The following is a 23,793-nucleotide window of genomic DNA, read 5'->3' as shown; positions in this document are numbered from 1 at the left end:
TTTTTGATTTTTAATAAAAATCATATTAGGAGGAGATTTATATGTGTGAATCATCAGCTTTCATTTGTAAGAATAACAATGAATTAGAAAAGGTTATGGAGAATGTGGTTAATATAGACCCTTGTGATGGAAAGATTTATTTAACTGATTTATTAGGAGAACAAAAAATAATAGATGGAATAATTAAAGAAATAAGATTGATGGACCATAAGATAATAATACAAGAAAATTAATTAATAGGGGAATTTCATATGATAATAGCAGTGATAGATGGAATGGGTGGAGGTATAGGAGCCCAGATAGTTTCTTCTCTGAGAGAAGAATTACCTACATATGTAGAAATTTATGCACTAGGAACTAATTCTATAGCAACTAGTTCTATGATGAAGGCTCATGCTAATAAAGGAGCTACAGGGGAAAATGCTATAGTAGTATCAGCTAGAAAAGCCAATATAATAGTTGCACCTATTTCTGTAATAATACCTAATTCTATGATGGGGGAAGTCACTTGTAATATAAGTGAAGCTATTGCAGATAGTGAGGCACTTAAGATACTTTTACCTATTATGCCAGAAAATATAGAGTTAGTTGGATTAGAAGGTAAACCATTAGCACTACTTGTAAAAGATTCTGTTAATGTTATAAAAAAAGAATTTAATATAAAATAACAGGGGGAATAACTAATGATGTTTGATAGAGAGATTATAAGATACCACCATGGGCACCATGACCATGACGACCATTGCCATGAACATACTCATGGAGATATGTGCCATGAACATCCACACGACCATGACCATGACCACGAACATAATCATGAAGAATCATCAGAGTCTAAAGATGAGAAAACTTTAAAAATACTTTTAGTACATTGGATAAATCATAATGAGACTCATGAAGAAGGATTTAGAGAATGGGTAGAAAAGGCTAGAGCTATTGGAAAAGAAGAAACTGCAAAGAGTATTGAAAAAGCTATAGAATGTATGGAAGAAGCAAATAAAATGTTATTAGAGGCTAAAAAACATATGTAAATATGATTGTTAAAATCGCTTATATATTTTGATATAGGCGATTTTTTATGCCTTATTTATATTTAATTATTGAAATTTCTAATGAGTATGTACTATACTTTAATGAGGAAATTTATTATAAAACTGAGTTATTTAATATATCTTCGGCTTCAAATATTACTGGAGATAGTTAAGGAGGAGTAGTTCAATTTAATAAAAGGAGAGAATTAGTTATGAAAGATGGTCATATACATTCACCTTATTGTCCTCATGGAAGTAAGGATGATTTTGAAAAATATATACAAAGGGCAATTGATGTTGGTCTAACAGAAATGACATTTACAGAGCATTTTCCATATCCAAATGGATTTCAAGACCCTGCACCTGAAAATGATAGTTGCATGAATCCTGAAAATTTATCAAATTACCTTAATGATGTTAAAAATTTCAAGCATAAATATGAGAGCGAAATTAAGATAAATGTAGGAGCGGAAGTAGATTTTCTTGAAGGTTATGAAGAAGGCATAAAAAACAATTTAGATAAATATGGTGATGAATTAGAGGATTCTCTATTATCAGTACATATAATTAAAATTGATGGTGCCTATTGTTGTGTGGACTATAGTGTAGAAGAGTTTCAAAATCTGATTGATAAGCTTGGAAGCATTGAAGCTGTTTATAATAAGTATTATGAAACATTAATAAAAGCTGTAAATGCTGATTTAGGTACATATAAACCAAAGAGAATAGGTCATTTAAATTTAGTTAGAAAGTTTAATCAAGTATTTCCATATAATTATGAAAGAAATAAAGTTCTTGAAGAATTAATAAAGTTAGTTAAAGAAAAAGGATATGAACTTGATTACAATGTTTCTGGAAACAGAAAAGAATATTGTAAAGAGCCTTATGTAGATGGATACTTATTAGAATTAGCAAAAAAATATGATATTCCATTAGTTCTTGGCTCAGATTCTCACTGTGCAGAGGAAATAAATAATTATGATATAGGATAAAGATGTATATATTATAATCCTAAAGTTATGATAATTTATATTTTTAAAGTATTTATTTAAAAGATTGTAAGTAGATTTATGTAAAATAAATCTACTTACAGTCTTTTTGTTAAATTAGAAAAATATTTATAGATTTGTTCAGTATGAAAGTTTTATAATTAATATTTTTTCATGGATATAGCCTATTTTTACTTATCTTAACAATCATAAAGTGCTTTTAGTATTTAGAGATATTACTGCATAAGTTTATCATTTTCCATTATTATTGGGTCTAGTAATTCTACATTTCCTTCTGACATCTTTAATCTATTGAACATATAATTTTTCACATCTTTTTTACTTTTGAACTTAGTAACTTGGTAAGGTGATGTAGAACCATATTTTTCTATAAATAAGATATCTTTATCAGTTTTGATACATATACCTGTATGACCTATAAATACATTTTTAGTTTCTGGATAACGAAGAAAGCCACTTATAATAGACATATTTTTATTATCTTTAAAAGATATTTTTCTTTTTTTCCACTCTTTTTTTATTTGTTCTGCATTTTTATTTATATCATCTGTGTCTTGAGTTGGTATTGCAGAGAAAAAGTTAATAAATTTTTCTACATCCTTTGAGTTAAATTTTGCATCTCTATTATTCATTATAGTATCTAAATCAATACTTAAATCGATAGAATCTCCAGTAAACTTCTCTTTTGAGTTGATGAAATCTTTAAAAAGTCTAAATGCTGTTATTCTACAATTTACATCCATATAGTTAGGAAACTTTTCCATCCAGTTACTTTGTAATTTATCTAAATTGTATGGAACCTGTTTTGTGTTAATTGAACTATATCCAGACTTAGATATATTTACATTGTTTTGAAGTATTTTAATTTGAAGTTTGTTGTAGCTCCTAACTGATTTAATAAAAATATCAATATCTTTCTTATTTATTTTATTTTTTTCTAATACATTTTTCACTTGATTTTCTATCTTTCTATCTATTATGTTAGAGTATACTAATCTGCTATTATCTTTAATAGTTGAATATGCAAAGATTGTAAGTATGCTTGATAACACTAAAATAGCAGACAATATTGCTATTAGTAAATTTTTTCTCACCTGTTTTTCTCCTTTATAAATTTATTTTGTCGACATATTTATAGTATATAGTACATTTAATTTTAGCTTCAATATGTTTTTAATTACAAAACTGTTGCAAAAAATATAACTTTATTTAAAACTTTTTTTTAATATATAAAAATATATACTAAATAGGGGTATATATTCTTTGAATTTTTAACTAATTTATTTGGAGATTGATTATAGGATTTTATAAGTAAAAAATGAGTAAGCTATCAATGAAATATATAGTGAGACTAGTTTTTTGGATGTAGTATTTTGGTAAATAAGTAGGTTTGAGATATATGATAAATTTTACTTTATTAAAAATAAAATTTATTAAGTTCAATAAATATACTATTAGACTCATTAAAAGTTTAAAAATTTTATTTTTTTAATTCAACTATTCCCCAAAAAATTAGGTTTTAAGGAATAGTTGAATTAAAAAGTTTGGTTACATAATAGTAATTTTAGTTACAAGAATGAAACTGTAAAAATTAGATTTTTATTTATATAATTTCACTAAGAACATTTAATTTAGGAGGTAAAATATGAAGTTAAAAAAATTAAAAACTGGTATGGTCATGGCATTAACAATAATAACTATTGGGACGTCACTGATAAATGTATCAGCTATGGAATTAAACAGGAGTGAAGAATTTGAGACTAAGTACAGTGAAATGAAAAAAGAATTTCAAGAAGAGTATGGAAAGGAAGATAAATTCAAAGTCGTGCTAGATGATGAATTTACAAAAGAAGAAGTAAATGGAGCTAAAGGGATTATAAAGACAACTAATAAAATAAATAATGAGGTTGTAGTTTTAAATTATTTTGATGAAATGAAATCAGGAATTGAATTTGAATTAAAACCAAAAGCTGAAAAAAATGTAATTTTAAGAGCTGAGTTTCAGCAAGGATATGGAAATGAAGATAAATTTAAAGTTGTACTAGACGATGAATTCACAAAAGAAGAGGTAAATGGAGCTAAAGGGATTATAAAGACAACAGATAAAGAAACAGGTGAAGTTATTGTATATAATTACTTTGATGAGCTTGAAAAGTAATATTTAAAGCCTTTAATTAAAAAAAGAATCAGATTTAAAAGTATATAGTATCATGTATAGATTTTAAATTTATAACAATCTATACAGTTAAATAGCCGAATTGTATCAAAAATATAAAAGAATTAAATATAAAAAGAATTGTATAAAAATAAATTTTTCATATAGGGGTGAACTTTACATATTAGAGTTCACCCTTATAAAAAAATATAAAACAACATCTGGCTATATTTAATGTTCAAGTATATTTTTGAATATGTTCATATAGAGTGATTATTTATAGATAGCTGTTATTTACAGACCATAATCTAGTTTAACTTGAGATATTTATATAGTTTTTTTATTTATGGTCTTGAGATATTTATATGGCTTTTTTAACTTCTAGCTTTGATTTTAAAATATCAAGGAATTTATAACAATCGTCTGGATAAATTTCTCCCATATTTGCAACTTGGAACATATTATCATCTAGAAATTTGCCTTTTCCTGGATATACCACATAACCATTTTCTTCTTCTAGTTCTAATATAAATCTATTTATATCAATTTCTTTAGGAAGAAATACAGACGTAACAGTATTAGACATATATTTATCTGGAAGTAAAAATGTTAGACCTAGTTCCTCCATACCATTTCTTAAAATAGCAGAACATTCTTTATATCTTTCTATCTTACTGTCATCTTCTAAAAATTCAGTTAAAGCTTCATTAAGAGCAAATATTAAAGTGACATTAGGTGTATTTGGTGTTTGAGAAGATGATTTTGCAAGCTTATAATGTTTGTAAAGGCTAAGATACACATTTTTACATTGATCTTCTTTAATATTTTGTAAAACGCTTTCTTTAGCACAAAGATATGCAGAGCCTGGAAATGCCCCAAGGGCTTTGCCACCAACACCTGTTATTATATCTATATTAAACTCATCAACATCAATGTATTCACCAGCAGATGCACTTATTGCATCAACAAAAAATATTTTGTTATATTTTTTTGCAAGTTTTCCTAATTCAGGTACAGGATTTATCATTCCTGAACTAGTCTCATGAAATACCATAGCAATTACTTTTATGTCAGGATTTTCAAGTAAGTATTTTTCTAAAATATCTAAGTCTGGATATTCAGCCCATTTAAAGTCTGGTTTGTAGGTCTTAACACTATAAGCAGATAATATTTCTTCTAGCCTTTCTCCAAATACACCATTACTAACTAATAAAGCAGCATCTTCTTTATCAAATATAGAAGATAATACACATTCATTTACAGATGTTCCAGAACCAGATACAACTAGAGAATAATAATCAGAAGTTGCATTATATAATTTACCGATTTTTTGTTGTGTATCTTTAAATAAATTCATGAATTCATTTCCTCTATGACATATATCATAGTGAAGAAGTGAATTTCTAACCCTATCTGTAACCATTACTGGTCCAGGACTAAATAGATATGTTTTTTTCATTGCAAATCCTCCTTAAAGTTTAATTTAAATTTTATGATGACTGTTTATGTGTATATATTAAAAGTTTATGTGTTAATTTAACTAGATTATAGAATAAAACTAATAATATTGCAATAATATTTTAATTAAAATACTTTAACAATCAAAAAAAGTAAAAATATACAAAAAATATTGTAATAAATATTGTATAAATCCCCAAGATGATATAGAATATAAATAAGTTGAATAGATTTTATATTCAAAAAATAATAAAAAATCTATTAATTCTGAAAATAAAGGGGGACGCTTAAAGTGAAATATGTATTAGCAATTGATCAAGGAACAACAGGAACAAGAGCAGTATTAATAAATGAAAAATCAGAGTTTGTTTTTAGTGATTATATGGAGCATACTCAAATCTATCCACAATCTGGATACGTCGAACATGACCCTATAGAAATTTGGAATAACACAAAAACTGTAAGTAATAATGTACTACAACAAGCTTTTAAAAGTGGAATAGATGAAAGTGATATAAAGGGAATAGGTATAGATAATCAAGGTGAAACAGTAATGCTATGGGATAAAAATACAGGTATGCCATTATACAATGCAATTGTATGGCAGTGCAGAAGAACTTATGATTATGTTGAAAATTTAAAGAATATACCAGGATTAGAAAATAAGATAGTAGATAAAACAGGACTAATCATAGATCCTTATTTTTCAGGGACAAAAATTAAATGGATAATAGATAATGTAAAAGGTGTAAAAGAAAAAATCAAAAATGGAGAAGTACTTGCTGGAACATTAGATAGCTGGTTAATTTGGAAAATGACAGGAGGAAAGTCTTTTTTAACTGATGTTTCTACAGCAGCAAGAACCATGCTTTTTAATATAAGAGATATGAATTGGGATAGAGAATTACTTGATATTATAGGAGTTCCTAGAAGTATTTTAGCGGATATAATGCCTACAAGTGGTGATTTTGGGACTACAGACAAAGGGGCATTTTGTGGTGTATCAATAAAAATTACTGCTTCGATGGTTGACCAGCCAGCAGCTCTATTTGGAAATGGATGCTTTGAGCCAGGTATGGTTAAAAATACTTATGGAACAGGATGTTTCTTATATATGAATATAGGTGAAGAGTTGAAAATAGCGGGTAATGGTATATTAACAACTGTTGCTTGGAAAATAGGAGACAAAATTACATATGCTTATGATGGCGGAGTATATATAGCAGGTGCTGCAATACAGTGGCTTAGAGATGGAATTGGAGTTATAAAAAATTACTCAGAAACTGATGATATGGCTAACTCAATACCAAGTACTGGTGGTGTATATTTTGTTCCAGCGTTTGCAGGGATTGCAGCACCTTATTGGGACCAATATGCAAGAGGTACAATGGTTGGTATAACAGGCAGTACTAAGAAAGAGCATATAGTAAGAGCTACTCTTGAATCTGTTGCACTTCAGGTCAAAGATGTTGTTGACTCTATGAATTTAGCTTCAGGAAAGGATATAAAAATGCTAAGAGTGGATGGTGGAATTACAAAAAATAATTTTACAATGCAGTTTCAATCCGATATATTAGATATACCAATTGAAATTGCAGAAAATCCTGAGACAACAGTGCTTGGAGTAGGATATATGGCAGGTCTTTCCTGTGGTGTTTGGAATAGTATTGATGAAATTAGAAATGAGTTTACAATAAGTAAAGAATACACTCCAAATATGACAAAACAAAAAAGAGAAGAAATTTTGCTTGGATGGAATCAAGCAGTAAAAAGAGCTATGAACTGGGAAAACGATACCAAAAAGATGTGTGCTAATTAAAGTACAACATAGTATTTACATGTATAGGAGGAATTAAATATGCCCTTTGATAAAGTTATATTATATATAATGGCTGTAGGGGTGCTTTTAGGAGCATTAGATAGGATAATTGGAAATAAATTTGGTCTTGGTGAACAATTCGAAGAAGGTTTTAATTCAATGGGTCCACTAGCTTTAGGGATGGTTGGTATAGTTTGTTTAGCTCCAGTTATCTCAAATGTATTAGGACCAGTAATAATACCAATATTCAATTTATGTGGAGCAGACCCATCTATGTTTGCAACCATATTAGCAAATGATATGGGAGGATATCCATTAGCGATGGAACTTGCACACAATAAAGAAGCAGGGATGCTTGCAGGATTAGTTGTATCATCAATGCTTGGGTGTACACTTGTATTTTCAATCCCAGTAGGATTAGGCCTTATAGAGTATGAAGACAGACCATTTTTTGCAAAAGGGTTATTAATAGGATTAATAACAATACCTTTTGGGGGGATTGTAGGAGGAATGATAGCAGGATTTAATTTATCAATGGTGATTATAAATATGGTGCCAGTAATAATATTAGCAGTAATATTAGCAATAGGTCTGAAAGTAAATTCAACACTTATGATAAATGGGTCTTTAGTTTTTGGAAAAATTATATCTATATTGATAACAATAGGATTAGGTGCAGCAGCATTTCAAGAAATAACAGGGGTAGTACTTATAAAAGGAATGACACCTATAAGAGAGGGTATTCAAGTAATTGGAAGTATTGCAATAGTATTATTGGGTACTTTTCCTATACTACATTTATTAGTTAAAGTTTTAAATAAACCACTTACAGCAATAGGTGGAAAATTAGGTATGGATGCAACAAGTGCAGCTGGATTAGTTTTCACTTTAGCTAATAGTATTCCAGTGTATAAAATGATGAAAGACATGAGCCCAAAGGGAAAAGTAGTAAATACAGCATGGTTAGTTTGTGCAACAGCAGCACTAGGTGATCACCTAGGATTTACAGCAGGAGTAGTGCCAGAGATGATTACACCTGTTGTAATTGGAAAGTTAGTTGGTGGAGTATTGGCGATTGCACTTGCTATGGTAATGACAAAAGATTTAACAGCAGAAGAAGAGCAAAGTAGTAAAATGAAAAAAGAGGTTGTATAAAAGAATTAATGTTAAAGTAAGCGTTAAGCTAAATTAAAAAATAGAGTTAAGTTAAAAAAATAAGGTAAATAAAAAAAGACATAGTGACATAGTAAAAACACTGTATAGTTTAGGTATAAATGGAGCTAAATAAATAATTATTTGGCTCCTTAACTTTAATCAATGATATTTTATAAGGAACTAAAAAGCAATCATATAAGCTAATTATCAGCTATGACTAAAGGTATTCCTTTTTGAGAAAATTCTATAATTATGTCGTGGTCTATACTAGCAGATGTAATAATAGTATCTATATGCTCTATAGGAGCAACAGAAGCAAATGAATTTATTCCAAACTTAGGTGGCTCAACAACTACTATTGACTTTCTAGACCTTTCAATCATTTTTTTTCGAACAAGTGATTCTTCTAAGTGATAGTCAGAAATACCATTTTCAAGTGTAATACCTCCAGCACCTAAAATTGCCTTATCAACATTAAATTGTTCAATGGCTGCTAATGTAAGTGGTCCAGAAAAAGAACCTTCAGTTTCTCTAAGATATCCACCAAGTACATATACTTTTATATTAGTATTCATAAGTTCATTTGCAACCAAAATTGAGTTAGTTATTACAGTTAAGTTTTTTTTGTCTTTTAAACTTTTTGCAACTTCAAGAACAGTAGTTCCAGTATCCATAAAAATAGTGTCATTTGTATTTATAAATTCACTACATTTAAGAGCAATTTGTTTTTTATCATTTGAATTTATTTTTTTTCTTTTAATATAGTTAAGTTCTACGCTACTTGCTATAACTGGTATAGCACCACCATAAACTCTTTTTAAAAGTCCAATACTTTCCATATGTGCTAAGTCTCTTCGTGCTGTTTCTATTGATATATCAAACATTTGGACTATGTCATTTATTTTAATTATATTATCTGATTCGAGAATACTTAAAATCTTCTCATATCTTTCCTGTGGTAACATGGAAAATCCTCCTTGGATTAATATTATTTTAGTTTTAAGCATAACTTATGATGAATTAAGGATTTATGTCTATATGTTAATGTGTGTATATTTAGTAAATAATATTATAAGCGTTATGCAAGATAATTTTACCATATTTCAAACTTACATTTAAGTAAAAAAGTGAAAATAGATATTTAATGACTTAAAATACCTTAAATTTCATAAATTAATTGACTAAAATATAATTTTATTATATAATTTAATTGCATAGAAATAAGGAGAAGTACTCAAGTGGCTCAAGAGGATCCCCTGCTAAGGGATTAGGCTGGGTAACCGGTGCGAGGGTTCGAATCCCTCCTTCTCCGCCAATTATCAAAGGCTATCCTTGTTGAAGGTAGTCTTTTTTGTAATGTCTATTAATAAAAACAACCTAGCAGACATAATTAAAGAAAGGAGGTAATATATGACAACTTTAATTTTCTTTATAGTGGGAATAGCATCTTTAGTGGTTGCTTTCGTTATTGATGGGGGACACATTGGAGCCTTATTTGTATTTTCATCAGCACTTGTTGTTTTTGGTGGAACTATAGGGGCTGTTGGTGCTTCAACACCATTTCCTGTATTCAAAAAGTCCATAAAGATAATGTTGTTAGCTTTTAAAAATAAAAAGCCTAACAATATAGAAAACATAGTTTATTTCAAAGAAATTGCAATCAAGGCCAGAAAAGAAGGTCTTCTTAGTATTGATAAAGAAATAAGCGAAAATGATGAATTGGACCCATTTATTAGAAAAGGTCTTGAACTTATGGTAGACGGCGTTGATGCAGCTACAATAAGAAATATATTAGAATCTCAAATACAAATAACATCAAAAAGACATAAAGAAGGAATAGCAATATTCGATTCAGCAGGAGGGTATGCACCTACACTGGGAATCATAGGTACAGTTATGGGATTAGTACATATTTTAGGAAATCTTTCGAGTAATCCAGATGCACTTGGACCTCAGATATCTGTAGCGTTTTTGGCTACTTTATACGGTGTTGGTTCCGCCAATTTAATTTGGTTACCAATAGCATCAAAGCTTAAAGCTATAAATCAGCAAGAAACTAATGAAAGACTTTTAGTGATAGAAGCGATACTATCTATACTTGAGGGAGATAATTCTAATTTAATGACAGAAAAATTAAAGATATTTTTGAATTCAAAAGAATTAATTGAACTTGGAGAAGCTGATGGTAGAATTGAATAATATAAAAGGATGGAATATTTATGTTACATGATGAAGACGAAAAAGAAGAAAATAATGAGCGATGGCTTTTAACTTATTCAGACCTCATAACATTACTTATGATTTTCTTTGTCATAATGTATTCTATGAGTAATGTTGATGCAGAGAAATATAAACAATTATCTCAATCCCTAAGTTCTGCATTTGGTGGTTCATCTGGAGTTATTGAAGGTGGACAAAATAAAATAGAACCAGTAGTTGACCAAAACAATAATAATCTAGATAGTTTACAAAATCCTGAGTTTAAAGAAGTTGGTGAAAATATTCAAAAGTATTTAAATGAAAGTGGATTGGCAAATTCGGTATCATTAAAAGCTCAAGATAGAGGACTAGTAATAAGCCTTAAAGATACTATATTATTTGATACTGGAAAAGCTGTTATAATAAATGATTCTAGAGATAAGATTATTCAAATAGGTAAGATGTTAAATGAAATGAATAGTTATATAAGAGTAGAAGGTCATACAGATAACCTATCTATAAAAAATTCTGAATTTAAATCTAATTGGGATTTATCAGTTATGAGAGCAACCAATGTTGTCCAACTTCTTATTGATAGTGCAGGTATTGCACCAAATAAGTTGTCTGCTGTAGGATATGGTGAATTTAGACCAATAGCTGACAATTCATCTCCAGATGGCAAATCAAAAAACAGAAGAGTTGATATAGTCTTGGTTGATAGTAAGTTCGATGATGTAGAAAATGTTGGAGAAAATAAATAGTTAAATAAGCTATCTCAATACAGAGTTATTTCTAATAAGGGATAGCTTTTTTATGCGAAAATTAAAAATAGATGATTAGTAAGTTACCTTTTTGTGATAATATATGGTATCTTAAATATATAATATTTAAATTATGAAAGGACTCAATTTTAAAATTGATATCAAAGGTGAGTAAATAAATGGGTAATAAGAATAAAAACACAAAATATAAAGATAAAACAAGGGCAAGGTATAATAAAAAGGTTGAAACTTTAAATAAAGAGAAGTTAAAAGAATCTAATAAACAACATAAAAAAGAAGATAAGATTACTACTATTATTAATAAATCTAGTATTGTATTATGTGTTCTTTTAGTAATATTTTCTTTACTTTATCTGTTTAAGTTAGTTCAGCTTAATATAATAATGACACTTTTAGTAATTACAGTGGCTATTCAACAAGGTTTGGTATCATTTGGTGCATTTAGAGAGAAGAATTATGCTAAAGGTATATTTTCAATATTTGTAATCATTTGTTTTCTAGTTGCTTTTAAATATACTGTTAGTCCTATTTAAATATATCAGTAAATATTTTATAATTAATATAAGTAATTAAGTTACGGTTTTAATGCTATAATAAATTTTATACATTTGAAGGAGTCGATTTTATGAATAGGAGTGGATTTGTAAAATTAATTATCACATCAATGATTATTTTATTACTTACAGGGTGTGATTTGAAAAAGGAAGAGAGTTATAAACTAGATCCAGAAAATCCGACATCAATAGAAATTTGGCATTATTATAATGGACAGCAAAAAATGGCGTTTGATAAGCTAGTTAAGGAATTTAATGACACTGTAGGTGCTGAAAAAGGAATTATTGTTGAAGCGTTTAGTCAGGGAAATGTAGTTGATTTATCTGAAAAGGTGCTGGATTCTGCTAATAAAAAGGTTGGTTCTGAAGATGTTCCAAATATTTTTGCAGCGTACTCAGATACTGCATATGAAATGGATAAATTAGAACTACTAGTAGATATTGATAAGTACATAAGTAAGGATGAATTAAATGAGTATATAGAAGAATATGTAGATGAAGGTAGACTAAATTCTGATAACGAACTTAAGCTTTTTCCGATTGCAAAGTCTACTGAGATTTTGATGTTAAATAAGACAGATTGGGATAAGTTTGCCAAAGCAACAAATTCAAATATAAATGATATACAAACAATTGAAGGATTAGTAGAGACATCAAAGAAATACTATGAATGGACAGATAGTTTAACAAAAGAGCCTAATGATGGTAAAGCATTTTTTGGAAGAGATGCTCTAGCAAATTATATTATTATAGGAAGTAAGCAGTTAGGAGTAGAAATTTTTTCAGTTAAAGATGGAAAAGTTACACTGAATCTTGATGAAAAGGTTATGAAAAAATTATGGGATAATTTTTATGTCCCATATATAAATGGATATTTTGCATCTTATGGTAAATTCCGTTCTGATGATGCAAAAACAGGAGATATACTAGCTCTTGTTGGCTCTAGTTCAGGAGCATCATATTTTCCAGATGAAGTAATGTTAAATGATAATGAGAGTTATAAAATTGAGACATCTGTCTTTCAAGCTCCACGTTTTAAAGATAAAGAAAAATATGCTGTACAACAAGGGGCAGGAATGGCTGTAACAAAATCTACTAAAGAAGAAGAGTATGCATCAGTAGAATTTTTAAAATGGTTTACAGATAAAGAGTCTAATGTAAAATTCTCTATTGCTTCTGGATACCTACCAGTAAAGAAAAAAACAAATAATTTGGATGTTATAAAGGATGTTATGAATAAAGACGATTTAAAGGTATCAAATAAAGTGGAAAGTTCAATTGTTTCATCTATTGAACAGATTAATAGTTGTAAGTTGTACACTAATAAAGCATTTGATGGTGGGACAAAAGCCAGACAAATCCTTGAGTATTCAATGATTGATAAAGCTAAAGAAGATTTAAATAAAATAAATGAATTAATAAAAAATGGAACCTCTAAAGAGAATGCAGTAGCACAATCTAATAATAATGAAAATTTTTCAGCATGGTTTTTAAATTTTAAGACTGAGCTTGAAAATGCTGTAAAAGAGTAGGTGAATTGGCAACGTGTACCAAAATGCACAAAGGTATGGGTGGAATAAATATGGAAAATAATCTAAAAAAGAATAACTCAATAATGAAAAAGATGATATTTCCTCTAATTATTGTTATGCTAATTCAAACAAGTTTATTTTGTGCCACAATTTTATGGGGAGGAACTATTAAAAGACTAAATGATAATTCATTTGATATTTTAAATGAAAGAGTAATTAATCGTAAAAATTATATACAAAATGAGATGTTACAAAGATGGTCAAAGACAAGCGAGACAGAACTAGCTATTAACTCATCTGTAAAAAAGGTTTTAGATGAAAATAATGTCTCAATTAAAGATGTGGGTATAAACGAAGAAATTAATAAAGAAATTATAAAAAATATATCAAAAGATTTAATATATCTTTTGAGAAAAAATTCTGTTACAGGTTCTTTCATAATTTTAAATAACAAAGATATTGAAGGTGATTCAATAAATAGTAAAGATGAAATAAGTAGGACAGGATTGTATATAAGAGACCTAGACCCTAAATTTAACCCAAATGATAATTCTGATTTGCTAATTGAAAGAGGCTCCTCAGAGATAGCAAGAAGTTTTGGAATATCTATGGATAGTTATTGGGCTCCAAAGTTTTCCTTTAAAAGTGAAAATGAGGAAAAAGGAGATAATTTCTTTTATAAACCATTTAGAGCTGCAATTGATAATCCAAATACATCAAGTTCTAATTTAGGATACTGGGGGAAGTCAGTTCTTATTAACAAATGAAGGCGATAGAGTTATAACATATTCAGTTCCTCTTATTTATGAAGATGGAACTGTATATGGAGTACTTGGAATAGATTTAGGTATAAATTATTTAAGAGAGTTGCTTCCATATGGGGAGATAAATGAGAATAAAAAAGGTAATTATATTTTAGGCGTAGATAGAAATGATGATTTGGCATTTGAAAATGTTGTTTCGAATGGTTATACATTTAAAGACAAATTTTGGGATGGTTTACATTCGAACCTTGAGCAAAAAGAATCTTATAAAAATGTATATAAAGTTAAAAATGAAGATGATGGTAAAATTAAAGAAAGTACTTATGCTAGTGTACAATATTTAGATTTATACAATTCCAATACTCCATTTGAAAATGAGCGTTGGGCTCTTTTGGGAATTATTGAAGAAAAAAGTTTATTGTGTTTTTCAAAAAGAGTGGAAACCTTGGTAATAGTGTCTGTTGCAGTTTCCTTAGTGATAGGGCTTATAGGTATTTATATTGCTTCGAGATTGTTTACAAAACCAATTGTTCTTTTGGTTAATAAAGTTAGAAATAGTAATCCATCAAAACCAGTAAATCTTGATAAAATAAACATATCTGAAATAGATGAATTATCTTCAGCCATAGAGCTACTTAGTGCAAATGTTGCAGATTCCTCATCAAAATTATCACAAATTATTGAAATTGCAGATATGCCAATTGGAGCTTTTGAATTATATAAAAATGGAGATAATGTTTTTTGTACAAAAGGATTTTTTAGTATATTTACTACGGATGATGAATTTCAAGAATATGGATATATATCAAAAAGTAAATTTATAAAAAAAATGAATGAAATGGATACATATTTACAGAAAAATTATAAGACAGAAAATATATACATATATAAATTTGAATCTAAAGATAAAACTTCTAAGTGGATAAGATTAAATATTGTTGAAGATGACTTAAAGATATTAGGTGTTGTTGTTGATGTTACAAAAGAGTTTATTGAGAAAATGAAAATTGAGTATGAAAGAGATTTCGATATTTTAACAAATCTTCTAAATAGGAGAGCTTTTTATTCACAAGTACGAGAAAAATTTGAAAATAAAGAAGAGATTAAAATAGCTGCATTTATAATGTGGGATTTAGATAATTTAAAATATATTAATGATACCTATGGTCATGATGCTGGTGATGAATATATTAGATGTGCAGCAGATATACTTAAAAAGTTTATATCATGGAATGGTATAGTTTCTAGACTTTCAGGGGATGAGTTTTATGTATTCATATATGGGTATGAAAGTAAAGATAGCATAAGAACTATTATTAACTCTGTTAAGACACAGATGAATAATACTTTATTAAAGCTTCATGATGGGACAGAATTTAAAATAAGAGCATCAGCAGGAATTTCTTGGTATCCTAGCGATTCAACTAACTATGATGAACTAATGAAATATGCAGATTTTGCTATGTATCAAATTAAAAATACAATTAAAGGTGAAGTAAGTGAATTTGATGTCAATATATATAATAAAGATTCATTCTTGTTGCATAATAGAGAAGAGTTAAATAAATTAATTGATGGTCAATTGGTTGAATATGCATTTCAGCCTATTGTGGATTGTAAAGGTGAAGTATTTGCATATGAAGCACTTATGAGACCCAAAATGGAAACTTTTAGTTCTCCAATGGATGTTATTAGATTGGCTCGTTCACAGTCTAAGTTATATCAAATCGAACGTATCACATGGTTCAAAGCACTTAAATCTTTTAAGAGATATAGGGAACAGTTTGGAGTGTGTAAATTGTTCTTAAACTCTATACCAAATAATAATTTATCAAAAGTTGATTTTGAAGAAATAGAAGATTTATATGGTAATTATCTAAATAGGGTAGTGCTAGAAATAACAGAGAATGATAAGATTAGTGAAGATTTTATTGACAAAAAGAAAGTGTATATAAATCAGTGGAATATAGAAATTGCTTTAGATGATTTTGGAACAGGTTACAATGGCGATGCTGTACTACTGTACATAATGCCAAATTATGTGAAGATTGATATGTCTATTGTAAGAGGTATTGACAAAGATGAAGATAGAAGAAAAATACTAAAAAACCTTATTTCATATTCTAAGGAAAGAAATATTAAAGTTATAGCAGAAGGTGTAGAAACCAAAAGTGAAATGGAAGCATTAGTAGCTATTGGAATAGATTATATTCAAGGATATTACATTGGTAAACCAGAATTTGTTCCTCAAGATATAAGTGATAAAATTAAACAGGAACTCAAGATATGTTATGAAAATAGAGATGATATAGTTTAATAGAAGAAAAATTAAATGTATTTTTAGGATACTTTTAGTTTATAATTAAAAAAGAAAATAGGATGATTATAAATTAAGGTGGTGGATGTAATAATCACAACAAATATAGATATAAGACAGTTAAATGAAAATCAACTAGAAGCAGTTGAACATATAGATGGGCCTTGCATGATACTTGCAGGGCCTGGTTCAGGTAAGACTAGGGTAATTACATATAGAATAGCTAATATGGTAGTAAACAAAAATATAGCACCAGCAAGAATATTGGCGATAAGTTTTACCAAAGCATCCTCAGTAGAAATGAAAAATAGAGCATTGAGTTTAAGTGATGATATAAGACTCAATAAGGTAACATATGGCACTTTTCATTCTGTGTTTTTTAAGATTTTGAGGTATTTTGAAAGGTACAATTTAGATAGCATATTTGATGAAAAGTCAAAGAGGATAACAATAAAGGCAATATTAAAAAGTCTAAATGTAGAAAATGCAGATGATGATGAAAATATAGGTCAAGTTATAAATGAAATATCTTATGTAAAAAATGAACTTATGGATAAGAATGAATTTAGCTCAGAAGTGTTGACAAAAGATGAGTTTTTAAAAGTATATAATTTATATGAAGAGCAAAAATCAAAAGTTAATAAGATTGATTTTGATGATATGCTTATAAAGACTTATTATTTGCTTTTGAATAATAAATCAGCCTTAGAAATGGTTAGGAATGTATATAAATATATATTGATAGATGAATTCCAAGATATAAATAAAGTGCAATTTGAGGTTTTAAAGTTAATTTGTAATCCACTAAACAACATATTTGCGGTTGGAGACGAAGACCAAAGTATATATGGTTTTAGAGGAGCTAGACCAGATTTTTTGCTTGAATTTGAAAAATATTTTAATAATACTAAAAAAATAGTGCTGGATGTAAATTATAGGTCTAAAAGTGAAATAGTAAATACTGCAAACAGGCTTATAGAAAAAAATAGAAATAGATATGAAAAAGTTATTAAATGTAGTCAAGGTAAGGGAGGCATTGTGAGTTATATTTCTCCATATGATTCAGAGGAAGAAGCTTTACATATTGCCAAGGAAATAATTGACGAAATAAAAAAGGATTATGTAGAGTATTCAGATTTTGCAGTAATTTATAGAACTAATATACAGTCAAGAGCCTTAGTAGATGTATTTATGGATATGAGAATTCCATTTGTAGTAAAAGATTCAGTAATTACAATATATGACCATTGGGCAAGTCAGGATATACTAGCATATTTAAGAATAGGTATTAATCCAAAATCAAATAAAGATTGGTTAAGAATTATAAATAAGCCATTTAGATATATATCTAAAGATAATGTAAATATGGTTAAAGATGAAAAAGATTTTGTAACAGCACTAATAAACAAATGTAACCTTCATCCCAAACAAGTCAAAACAATAACAGATTTGGAGATAGACTTGAGCTATTTGAATACTTTAAATCCTAAAAATGCAATATCTTATATTAGAACTAGTCTTGATTATGATAGATATGTCTTGGATTACTGTAGCAATAGAAAGATAAAGACTAATGGGCTTGTAGAGATATTAAACGAACTTGAGAGCTCTGCTACAAATTTCAATACAGTGACAGAGTTTTTAGACCATATTGAGAGAGTAAAGATTGAGTTAATGGAAAATAACAAGAATAAACAGACTGATGGTGTTATATTTACAACTATGCATAGTGCAAAAGGATTAGAATTTAGGAATGTCTATATTATAGGTGCAAATGAAGGAACAATACCTCATGAAAAATCATATGATATTTGTAAGGAAGAAAAAAAAGAGGAACAATTAGAAGAAGAAAGAAGACTTATGTATGTAGCTATTACAAGAGCTGAAGAAAAACTATGTATAAGTTCTACTTTAAATAAATATGGTAAAAAAGTTGATAAATCATTGTTTATCAATGATATAAAATCTCCAACTAAAAAAGAAATTGATAGTATTGGTGTTGGTGATAAGGTATACCATAAAAAATTTCACGAAGGCGAAATAATCAAAAAAGATGGAAACATGTTTACGATAAAGTTTAAAGATAGAGAGCGAACTTTAGATTTGAAAACTTGTTTATTGAAGAATATAATCCATATTATTTAACTTAGTATATAAAATTTAATAAATATAAGATATATTATTTATAAGTATTTAAGCAATGAAAATGAAAGAGAAAAATATTATTTATAAGCATTTAAGAAATAGAAACAAATAAGAAGTATATTATTTGTAATTACCTAAAGAACAGAAATAAATAAGAAATACATTATTTATAAATATATGGATAATATTAACAAGCATGTAATACAATATCTAAATTTTAGAAAATAAAATTATTAAAAAAATAAAAAACTTATTGACAAAAATATTAGAAGGAAGTACAATTGTATTAACAATTTAAGGAAACAAATCCAGTGATAGAGAAAGTAGCATATATGGATTTACAGCGAGTTAGGGGTTGGTGTAAGCCTAGCAATGAAGTCTATGTGAAGAGAGCTCTGGAGGAAATTATCAGAAGTTTTAGTTAGTATGATAATTGGTTTGCCCGCCTTAAGGGATTGAGAGGATAAGTACTTACTTATCAAAAAGAGTGGTAACGCGGATATAATTCGTCTCTTAGCTGTAAAGCTAAGGGACTTTTTTGATTTTAAAATTAAAATATCCCTGTAGCTATAAAGGCTAAAATTCACAAATTTTGAAGGTTGTATAAGTATTTATCAATAAGAGTGGTAACGCGGTAAAGTCGTCTCTTAGTCATTAAAGACTGAGGGACTTTTTTTGTAACTCGAAACATTAAAGTATTAAAAATTTGAGGGAAAATTATAATTAAAAGAGAGGGGTAGTTAAAATGAAAGTATTTAAAAAATTATTAAGTTTAGGATTAGTATTAGGATTAACATTATCGCTAGTAGGATGTAGTGGTGGAGAAGAAAAAACAAAATTAGAGCAAATAAAAGAAAGTGGAAAATTAGTTGTCGGTACTAGTGCAGAATTCCCACCATTTGAATTTCATAAAGTAGTAGATGGTAAAGATTCAATAAAAGGATTCGATGTAATGTTGGCTGAAGAATTTGCAAAGGAACTTGGTGTAAAGGTTGAAATTAAAGATATGTCATTTGATGGATTAATAGGTGCTTTAAATGCAGACCAAGTTGATATGGTTCTTGCAGGGATGTCTCCAACACCAGAAAGAGAAAAGAGTGTTGATTTCTCAGAATTATATTATTTAAGTAGAAATGCAGTTATAGTTAAAGATGTAGATATAGACAAAGTAAAAACTGAAGACGATTTGAAAAAACTTAGAGTAGGGGTACAGGCAGGAAGCATTCAAGAAGAATATGTAGTTAACACTCTAAAAATGACAACTACAAAATCTTTAAAAGCAATACCTGATTTAATTACAGAATTAAAAAATGGAAACATAGATGCAGTTGTTACTAATGAGGCAGTTTCTTTAATAAATGTTAAAAAATATGATGGAATAAAAATGGCAAATACTGAAGTTGGTAAAGATGTAACAGAAGGTATGGCAGCAGCAATCAAAAAAGCTGATAACAACAAAGACTTTATAGAATTATTAAATAAAAAAATAAAAGAATTACAAGATGGTAAAAAAATAGAAGAATTTTTAAATGAAGCATCTACTGAAGCTGCTTCAAATTAGTAAGAAAGTTATGTGGGAGATGAAATTATGAGTTTAGATTTTAGTTTTTTAAGTAGATTTGGGACTTCTTTTTTGGAAGGAACAGGTGTGACAGTAGGAATTTCTCTTGTGGCATTATGCTTTGGATTTGTAATAGGTATAATTATCTGTATGGCAAAAATATCAAAGAGTAAAGTATTAAGAGTAATATCATCAATCTATATTGAGATTTTAAGAGGAACACCATTATTAGTACAGATATATATAGTATGGTTTGGATTACCTCAATTAGGAATAAGATTCCCTATGTTATTTGGTATACCAAGTGAATTTATAGCTAGTGCATTTGCATTGTCAGTAAACTCTGGTGCATATGTGGCAGAGATACTTAGATCAGGTATACAATCAGTTGATAATGGACAAATGGAAGCAAGTAGATCATTAGGATTAAATTACTGGTCAACTATGAGATATATAATAATACCTCAAGCTATAAAAAATATACTACCTTCATTAGCAAATGAGTTTATTACACTTGTAAAAGAATCTTCAATAATATCTGTAATAGGTGTTGTTGAGATAATGCGTACTGCTGATATAGTAAAAAATGCAGCATTCAGAGCATTAGAGCCATTAATAGTAGCAGCAGCAATTTATTTTGTTATAACATTTACTCTATCAAGATTAGTTGGATTATTAGAAAAGAAACTATCTGTGTCTAACTAGATGAGAGCATGTTTAGCATTTAGGGAAAACATAGAATAGTAAAAAGGAAAGTGATAATATGATTACAATAAAAAATTTAAGTAAATCTTTTGGAGATTTAAATGTATTAAAAAATATAGACTTAGAAATCGCTAAAGGCGAAATAATGGTTATAGTAGGTCCAAGTGGCTCTGGTAAAAGTACACTTCTTAGATGTATGAATTTATTAGAAATACCTACAGGTGGAGAGATAATATTTGAAGGAAAAAATTTAGTTGATAAAAAAACTAATATTGATGAAGTTAGACAAAATATAGGTATGGTGTTTCAGAACTTTAATTTATTCCCACATAAGACTATTTTAGATAATATAACATTGGCACCAATTAAATTAAAAAAAATGACTAAGGAAGAAGCAGAAAAAAAAGCAGAAGTTTTATTAAGTAGAGTTGGTCTTTTAGATAAAAAAGATTCATATCCATCACAATTATCTGGAGGGCAAAAGCAAAGAATAGCAATAGCGCGAGCTCTTGCTATGGAACCAGATATGATGTTATTTGATGAGCCAACATCTGCTCTTGACCCAGAAATGGTAAATGAAGTTTTGGATGTTATAAAAGAACTTGCTAAAGAAGGAATGACAATGGCAATTGTAACTCATGAAATGGGATTTGCTAAAGAAGTTGCAGATAGAGTTATCTTTATAGATGGAGGAAGTATTCTTGAGGAGGATTCTCCAGAAGAAGTCTTTGGAAATCCAAAACACGATAGAACAAAATCATTCTTAGCAAAAGTGTTATAATATATAAAAAAAGGATGTATTGATATTAGAAATTCAATACATCCTTTTTTAGTGATAATTAATATAATTTTTAAAACTAAAATTATACTGACATTAACTTTATCTTAGCTTAATATTATATTTTTGCAGAAAAAAAAAGAGCTCGGGGTAAGCTCTTTTTTTCCATCGAATTAGTTTCCGATATTAATTCGATTTTTAATAAATATAAAATATATCCTTATGAAAGGGTATTGGGAATAGATATATTAACTAACTAGGGTTACCAGGGGGATAACCTTAATTTATTATAACAAAATGCGACACAAAAATCAATATTTTTTTTGATATAAATTATAAAAGTTATTTTTATAACAAGTAAGCTTATAAAAATAGACTTTATAGCAAAAATAAGTATATGTATAATATAATATATTTATTTTATATAATATATTATTTTATCATATATTGTATGTTATCACGTATTTTTGTAGGGTATAGTATAAATATATTATATTTTAGCATAAAATTTTGTAGTTAAGTGAAAAAACTAGATTTTTATGAAAGAAGATTCTATAAACTTAAGATTATCTTTTTAATAAAGATTAACAAAAAAAATACTGTAATTAATGGTATAATAATTAGAGTTGAAGATTTTAAATAAAGGCAGGTGTAATTAAGTTGGAAATATACTTAGATAATAGTGCAACTACAAAACCTTATCCAGAAGTTATAGATAAAATGGTATATGCACTTAGTACGGATTATGGAAATCCTTCTTCTGTTCATAGAAAAGGTGTGGAAGTTGAAAAAGGTATAAAAGAAGTAAGACAGATTATAGCTAAATCTCTAGGCGCGAAAGATAAAGAGATTTATTTTACATCAGGTGGAACAGAATGTAATAATACTATAATAAGAGGTATTGCCAATCTAAATAAGAAGAGAAGAAATCATATAATATCTACAAATATAGAACATCCTTCTGTTTTAAACACACTAAAAGATTTAGAAGAAGATGGATTTGAAGTAACTTACTTAGAGGTCGGAAAAGATGGAAAGATAAATATAGAAGATTTGAAAAATGCTATAAAATCAGCTACATGTTTAGTAAGTATGATGCATGTTAACAATGAAATAGGAACTATACAGCCAATAGATGAAGTTGGAAAATATCTGAAGTCTTTAAAAGAGAAGATATATTTCCATGTAGACGCTATTCAATCATATGGAAATATAAACTTTAGACCATCTAAATACAATATAGATTTTATGAGTGTAAGCGCACATAAATTTCATGGTCCAAAGGGAATTGGATTTATGTATATTAAGGAAAATAATCGCTTAAAGCCTATGTTAACAGGAGGAGGACAAGAAATTGGAATTAGGTCTGGAACAGAAAATGTACCTGGAATATATGGGCTTGGAGAAGCTGTAAATATATTAAGTAAAGATTTAGATGCTGTTATTTTGAAGATAAATAACTTAAAAAACATATTTAGAAATAAAATAGTTGAGAATATAGAAGATATAAAAATTAATTCTCCCGAAGATGGCGTATGTCATATATTAAATGTATCATTTATAGGTACAAAGGGAGAAGTTTTACTTCATTACCTAGAGCAAAAAGGAATTTATGTGTCAACTGGATCTGCATGTTCTTCTAAGAAAAAAGGAAGTCATGTTTTGAATGCCATAGGTCTTACAAATGAAGAAATCAATGGAACAATAAGGTTTAGCCTATCTGATATGAATACAGAAGATGAGATATCTGAAGCTGTGAAAGTATTAAAAGAATCAATTTGTGATTTAAGGTCAATAATGAGAAAGAAATAAAGAATACTGTATAAAT

At 28.1% G+C, this 23,793-nt stretch carries 21 protein-coding genes, 1 tRNA gene and 1 other annotated feature; of the genes, 19 read left to right on the top strand and 3 right to left on the bottom strand.

Annotation, left to right across the window (positions count from 1 at the left end; all coding sequences use genetic code 11):
• The first annotated feature begins 41 nt into the window (after positions 1–41).
• The 4 genes from IC173_RS08805 (at position 42) to hisJ (ending at position 2,023) form a co-directional block, all read left to right on the top strand.
• On the top strand, positions 42–233 hold the full coding sequence (locus tag IC173_RS08805) for a CooT family nickel-binding protein (RefSeq protein ID WP_227433438.1): 192 nt from the start codon (positions 42–44) through the stop codon (positions 231–233).
• 18 nt (positions 234–251) lie between these two features.
• Complete coding sequence (locus IC173_RS08800; RefSeq protein ID WP_227433437.1) at positions 252–668, top strand: DUF3842 family protein; 417 nt, start codon at positions 252–254, stop codon at positions 666–668.
• Positions 669–683: 15 nt separating this feature from the next.
• The gene (locus IC173_RS08795) at positions 684–1,031 is read left to right on the top strand and encodes a zinc transporter (RefSeq protein ID WP_227831284.1); all 348 of its coding nucleotides are present in this window, start codon (positions 684–686) and stop codon (positions 1,029–1,031) included.
• Between the two features lie 212 nt (positions 1,032–1,243).
• Positions 1,244–2,023, top strand: coding sequence for a histidinol-phosphatase HisJ (gene hisJ / locus IC173_RS08790; RefSeq protein WP_227831283.1), 780 nt, complete (start codon positions 1,244–1,246; stop codon positions 2,021–2,023).
• A 233-nt stretch (positions 2,024–2,256) separates the two neighbouring features.
• Here the strand turns inward: hisJ and IC173_RS08785 are convergent, their stop codons facing one another.
• The gene (locus tag IC173_RS08785) at positions 2,257–3,135 is read right to left on the bottom strand and encodes a DUF4300 family protein (RefSeq protein ID WP_227483000.1); all 879 of its coding nucleotides are present in this window, start codon (positions 3,133–3,135) and stop codon (positions 2,257–2,259) included.
• A 551-nt stretch (positions 3,136–3,686) separates the two neighbouring features.
• Between IC173_RS08785 and IC173_RS08780 the strand changes: the two genes are divergently transcribed.
• The gene (locus IC173_RS08780; protein WP_227831282.1) at positions 3,687–4,199 is read left to right on the top strand and encodes a hypothetical protein; all 513 of its coding nucleotides are present in this window, start codon (positions 3,687–3,689) and stop codon (positions 4,197–4,199) included.
• Positions 4,200–4,557: 358 nt separating this feature from the next.
• Here IC173_RS08780 and IC173_RS08775 read toward each other — a convergent pair whose 3' ends face one another.
• On the bottom strand, positions 4,558–5,655 hold the full coding sequence (locus tag IC173_RS08775) for a pyridoxal-phosphate-dependent aminotransferase family protein (RefSeq protein ID WP_227433432.1): 1,098 nt from the start codon (positions 5,653–5,655) through the stop codon (positions 4,558–4,560).
• A 291-nt stretch (positions 5,656–5,946) separates the two neighbouring features.
• On the opposite strand from IC173_RS08775, the gene glpK reads away from it, so the two are divergent.
• Positions 5,947–7,473, top strand: a complete 1,527-nt coding sequence (gene glpK, locus IC173_RS08770) for a glycerol kinase GlpK (RefSeq protein ID WP_227831280.1) — start codon at positions 5,947–5,949, stop codon at positions 7,471–7,473.
• Between the two features lie 39 nt (positions 7,474–7,512).
• Positions 7,513–8,628, top strand: a complete 1,116-nt coding sequence (locus tag IC173_RS08765; RefSeq protein ID WP_227433430.1) for an ethanolamine utilization protein EutH — start codon at positions 7,513–7,515, stop codon at positions 8,626–8,628.
• A gap of 200 nt (positions 8,629–8,828) precedes the next feature.
• Here the strand turns inward: IC173_RS08765 and IC173_RS08760 are convergent, their stop codons facing one another.
• Entirely contained in the window at positions 8,829–9,593 is a 765-nt protein-coding gene (locus IC173_RS08760) for a DeoR/GlpR family DNA-binding transcription regulator (protein WP_227433429.1), read from the bottom strand.
• A gap of 259 nt (positions 9,594–9,852) precedes the next feature.
• Between IC173_RS08760 and IC173_RS08755 the strand changes: the two genes are divergently transcribed.
• The 12 genes from IC173_RS08755 (at position 9,853) to IC173_RS08700 (ending at position 23,777) form a co-directional block, all read left to right on the top strand.
• Positions 9,853–9,943: transfer RNA gene (locus IC173_RS08755), tRNA-Ser, on the top strand.
• 95 nt (positions 9,944–10,038) lie between these two features.
• Positions 10,039–10,827 carry a flagellar motor protein gene (locus tag IC173_RS08750; RefSeq protein ID WP_227433428.1) on the top strand — a complete coding sequence of 263 codons (789 nt, stop codon included), beginning with the start codon at positions 10,039–10,041 and terminating at the stop codon, positions 10,825–10,827.
• A 20-nt stretch (positions 10,828–10,847) separates the two neighbouring features.
• Positions 10,848–11,588 (top strand): flagellar motor protein MotB, encoded by a 741-nt coding sequence (locus tag IC173_RS08745; protein ID WP_227433427.1) that lies wholly within the window; start codon positions 10,848–10,850, stop codon positions 11,586–11,588.
• Positions 11,589–11,767: 179 nt separating this feature from the next.
• Positions 11,768–12,142: a hypothetical protein gene (locus IC173_RS08740; RefSeq protein ID WP_227433426.1), complete on the top strand. Its 375-nt coding sequence runs from the start codon at positions 11,768–11,770 to the stop codon at positions 12,140–12,142.
• Between the two features lie 92 nt (positions 12,143–12,234).
• On the top strand, positions 12,235–13,695 hold the full coding sequence (locus tag IC173_RS08735) for an extracellular solute-binding protein (RefSeq protein ID WP_227855429.1): 1,461 nt from the start codon (positions 12,235–12,237) through the stop codon (positions 13,693–13,695).
• Positions 13,696–13,745: 50 nt separating this feature from the next.
• On the top strand, positions 13,746–14,462 hold the full coding sequence (locus IC173_RS08730; protein WP_227855428.1) for a hypothetical protein: 717 nt from the start codon (positions 13,746–13,748) through the stop codon (positions 14,460–14,462).
• Positions 14,463–14,562: 100 nt separating this feature from the next.
• A complete protein-coding gene (locus IC173_RS08725; RefSeq protein WP_227855427.1) occupies positions 14,563–16,776 on the top strand; it encodes an EAL domain-containing protein in 2,214 nt (737 codons plus the stop codon).
• A 78-nt stretch (positions 16,777–16,854) separates the two neighbouring features.
• The gene (locus IC173_RS08720; protein ID WP_227855426.1) at positions 16,855–18,921 is read left to right on the top strand and encodes an ATP-dependent helicase; all 2,067 of its coding nucleotides are present in this window, start codon (positions 16,855–16,857) and stop codon (positions 18,919–18,921) included.
• A gap of 302 nt (positions 18,922–19,223) precedes the next feature.
• Positions 19,224–19,438, top strand: a binding site (T-box leader).
• Between the two features lie 228 nt (positions 19,439–19,666).
• On the top strand, positions 19,667–20,482 hold the full coding sequence (locus IC173_RS08715; protein ID WP_227855425.1) for a transporter substrate-binding domain-containing protein: 816 nt from the start codon (positions 19,667–19,669) through the stop codon (positions 20,480–20,482).
• Between the two features lie 27 nt (positions 20,483–20,509).
• Positions 20,510–21,187, top strand: a complete 678-nt coding sequence (locus IC173_RS08710; protein ID WP_227433421.1) for an amino acid ABC transporter permease — start codon at positions 20,510–20,512, stop codon at positions 21,185–21,187.
• 58 nt (positions 21,188–21,245) lie between these two features.
• On the top strand, positions 21,246–21,968 hold the full coding sequence (locus IC173_RS08705; RefSeq protein WP_227433420.1) for an amino acid ABC transporter ATP-binding protein: 723 nt from the start codon (positions 21,246–21,248) through the stop codon (positions 21,966–21,968).
• A 657-nt stretch (positions 21,969–22,625) separates the two neighbouring features.
• Positions 22,626–23,777 (top strand): cysteine desulfurase family protein, encoded by a 1,152-nt coding sequence (locus IC173_RS08700; protein WP_227855424.1) that lies wholly within the window; start codon positions 22,626–22,628, stop codon positions 23,775–23,777.
• Positions 23,778–23,793: the final 16 nt, after the last annotated feature.

The sequence above is a fragment of the Clostridioides sp. ES-S-0048-02 genome, from assembly GCF_020658495.1.
Taxonomy (GTDB): domain Bacteria; phylum Bacillota; class Clostridia; order Peptostreptococcales; family Peptostreptococcaceae; genus Clostridioides.
The sequence above is the reverse complement of the archived record's forward strand: the minus strand, read 5'-3'. Positions and strand labels throughout refer to the sequence as shown.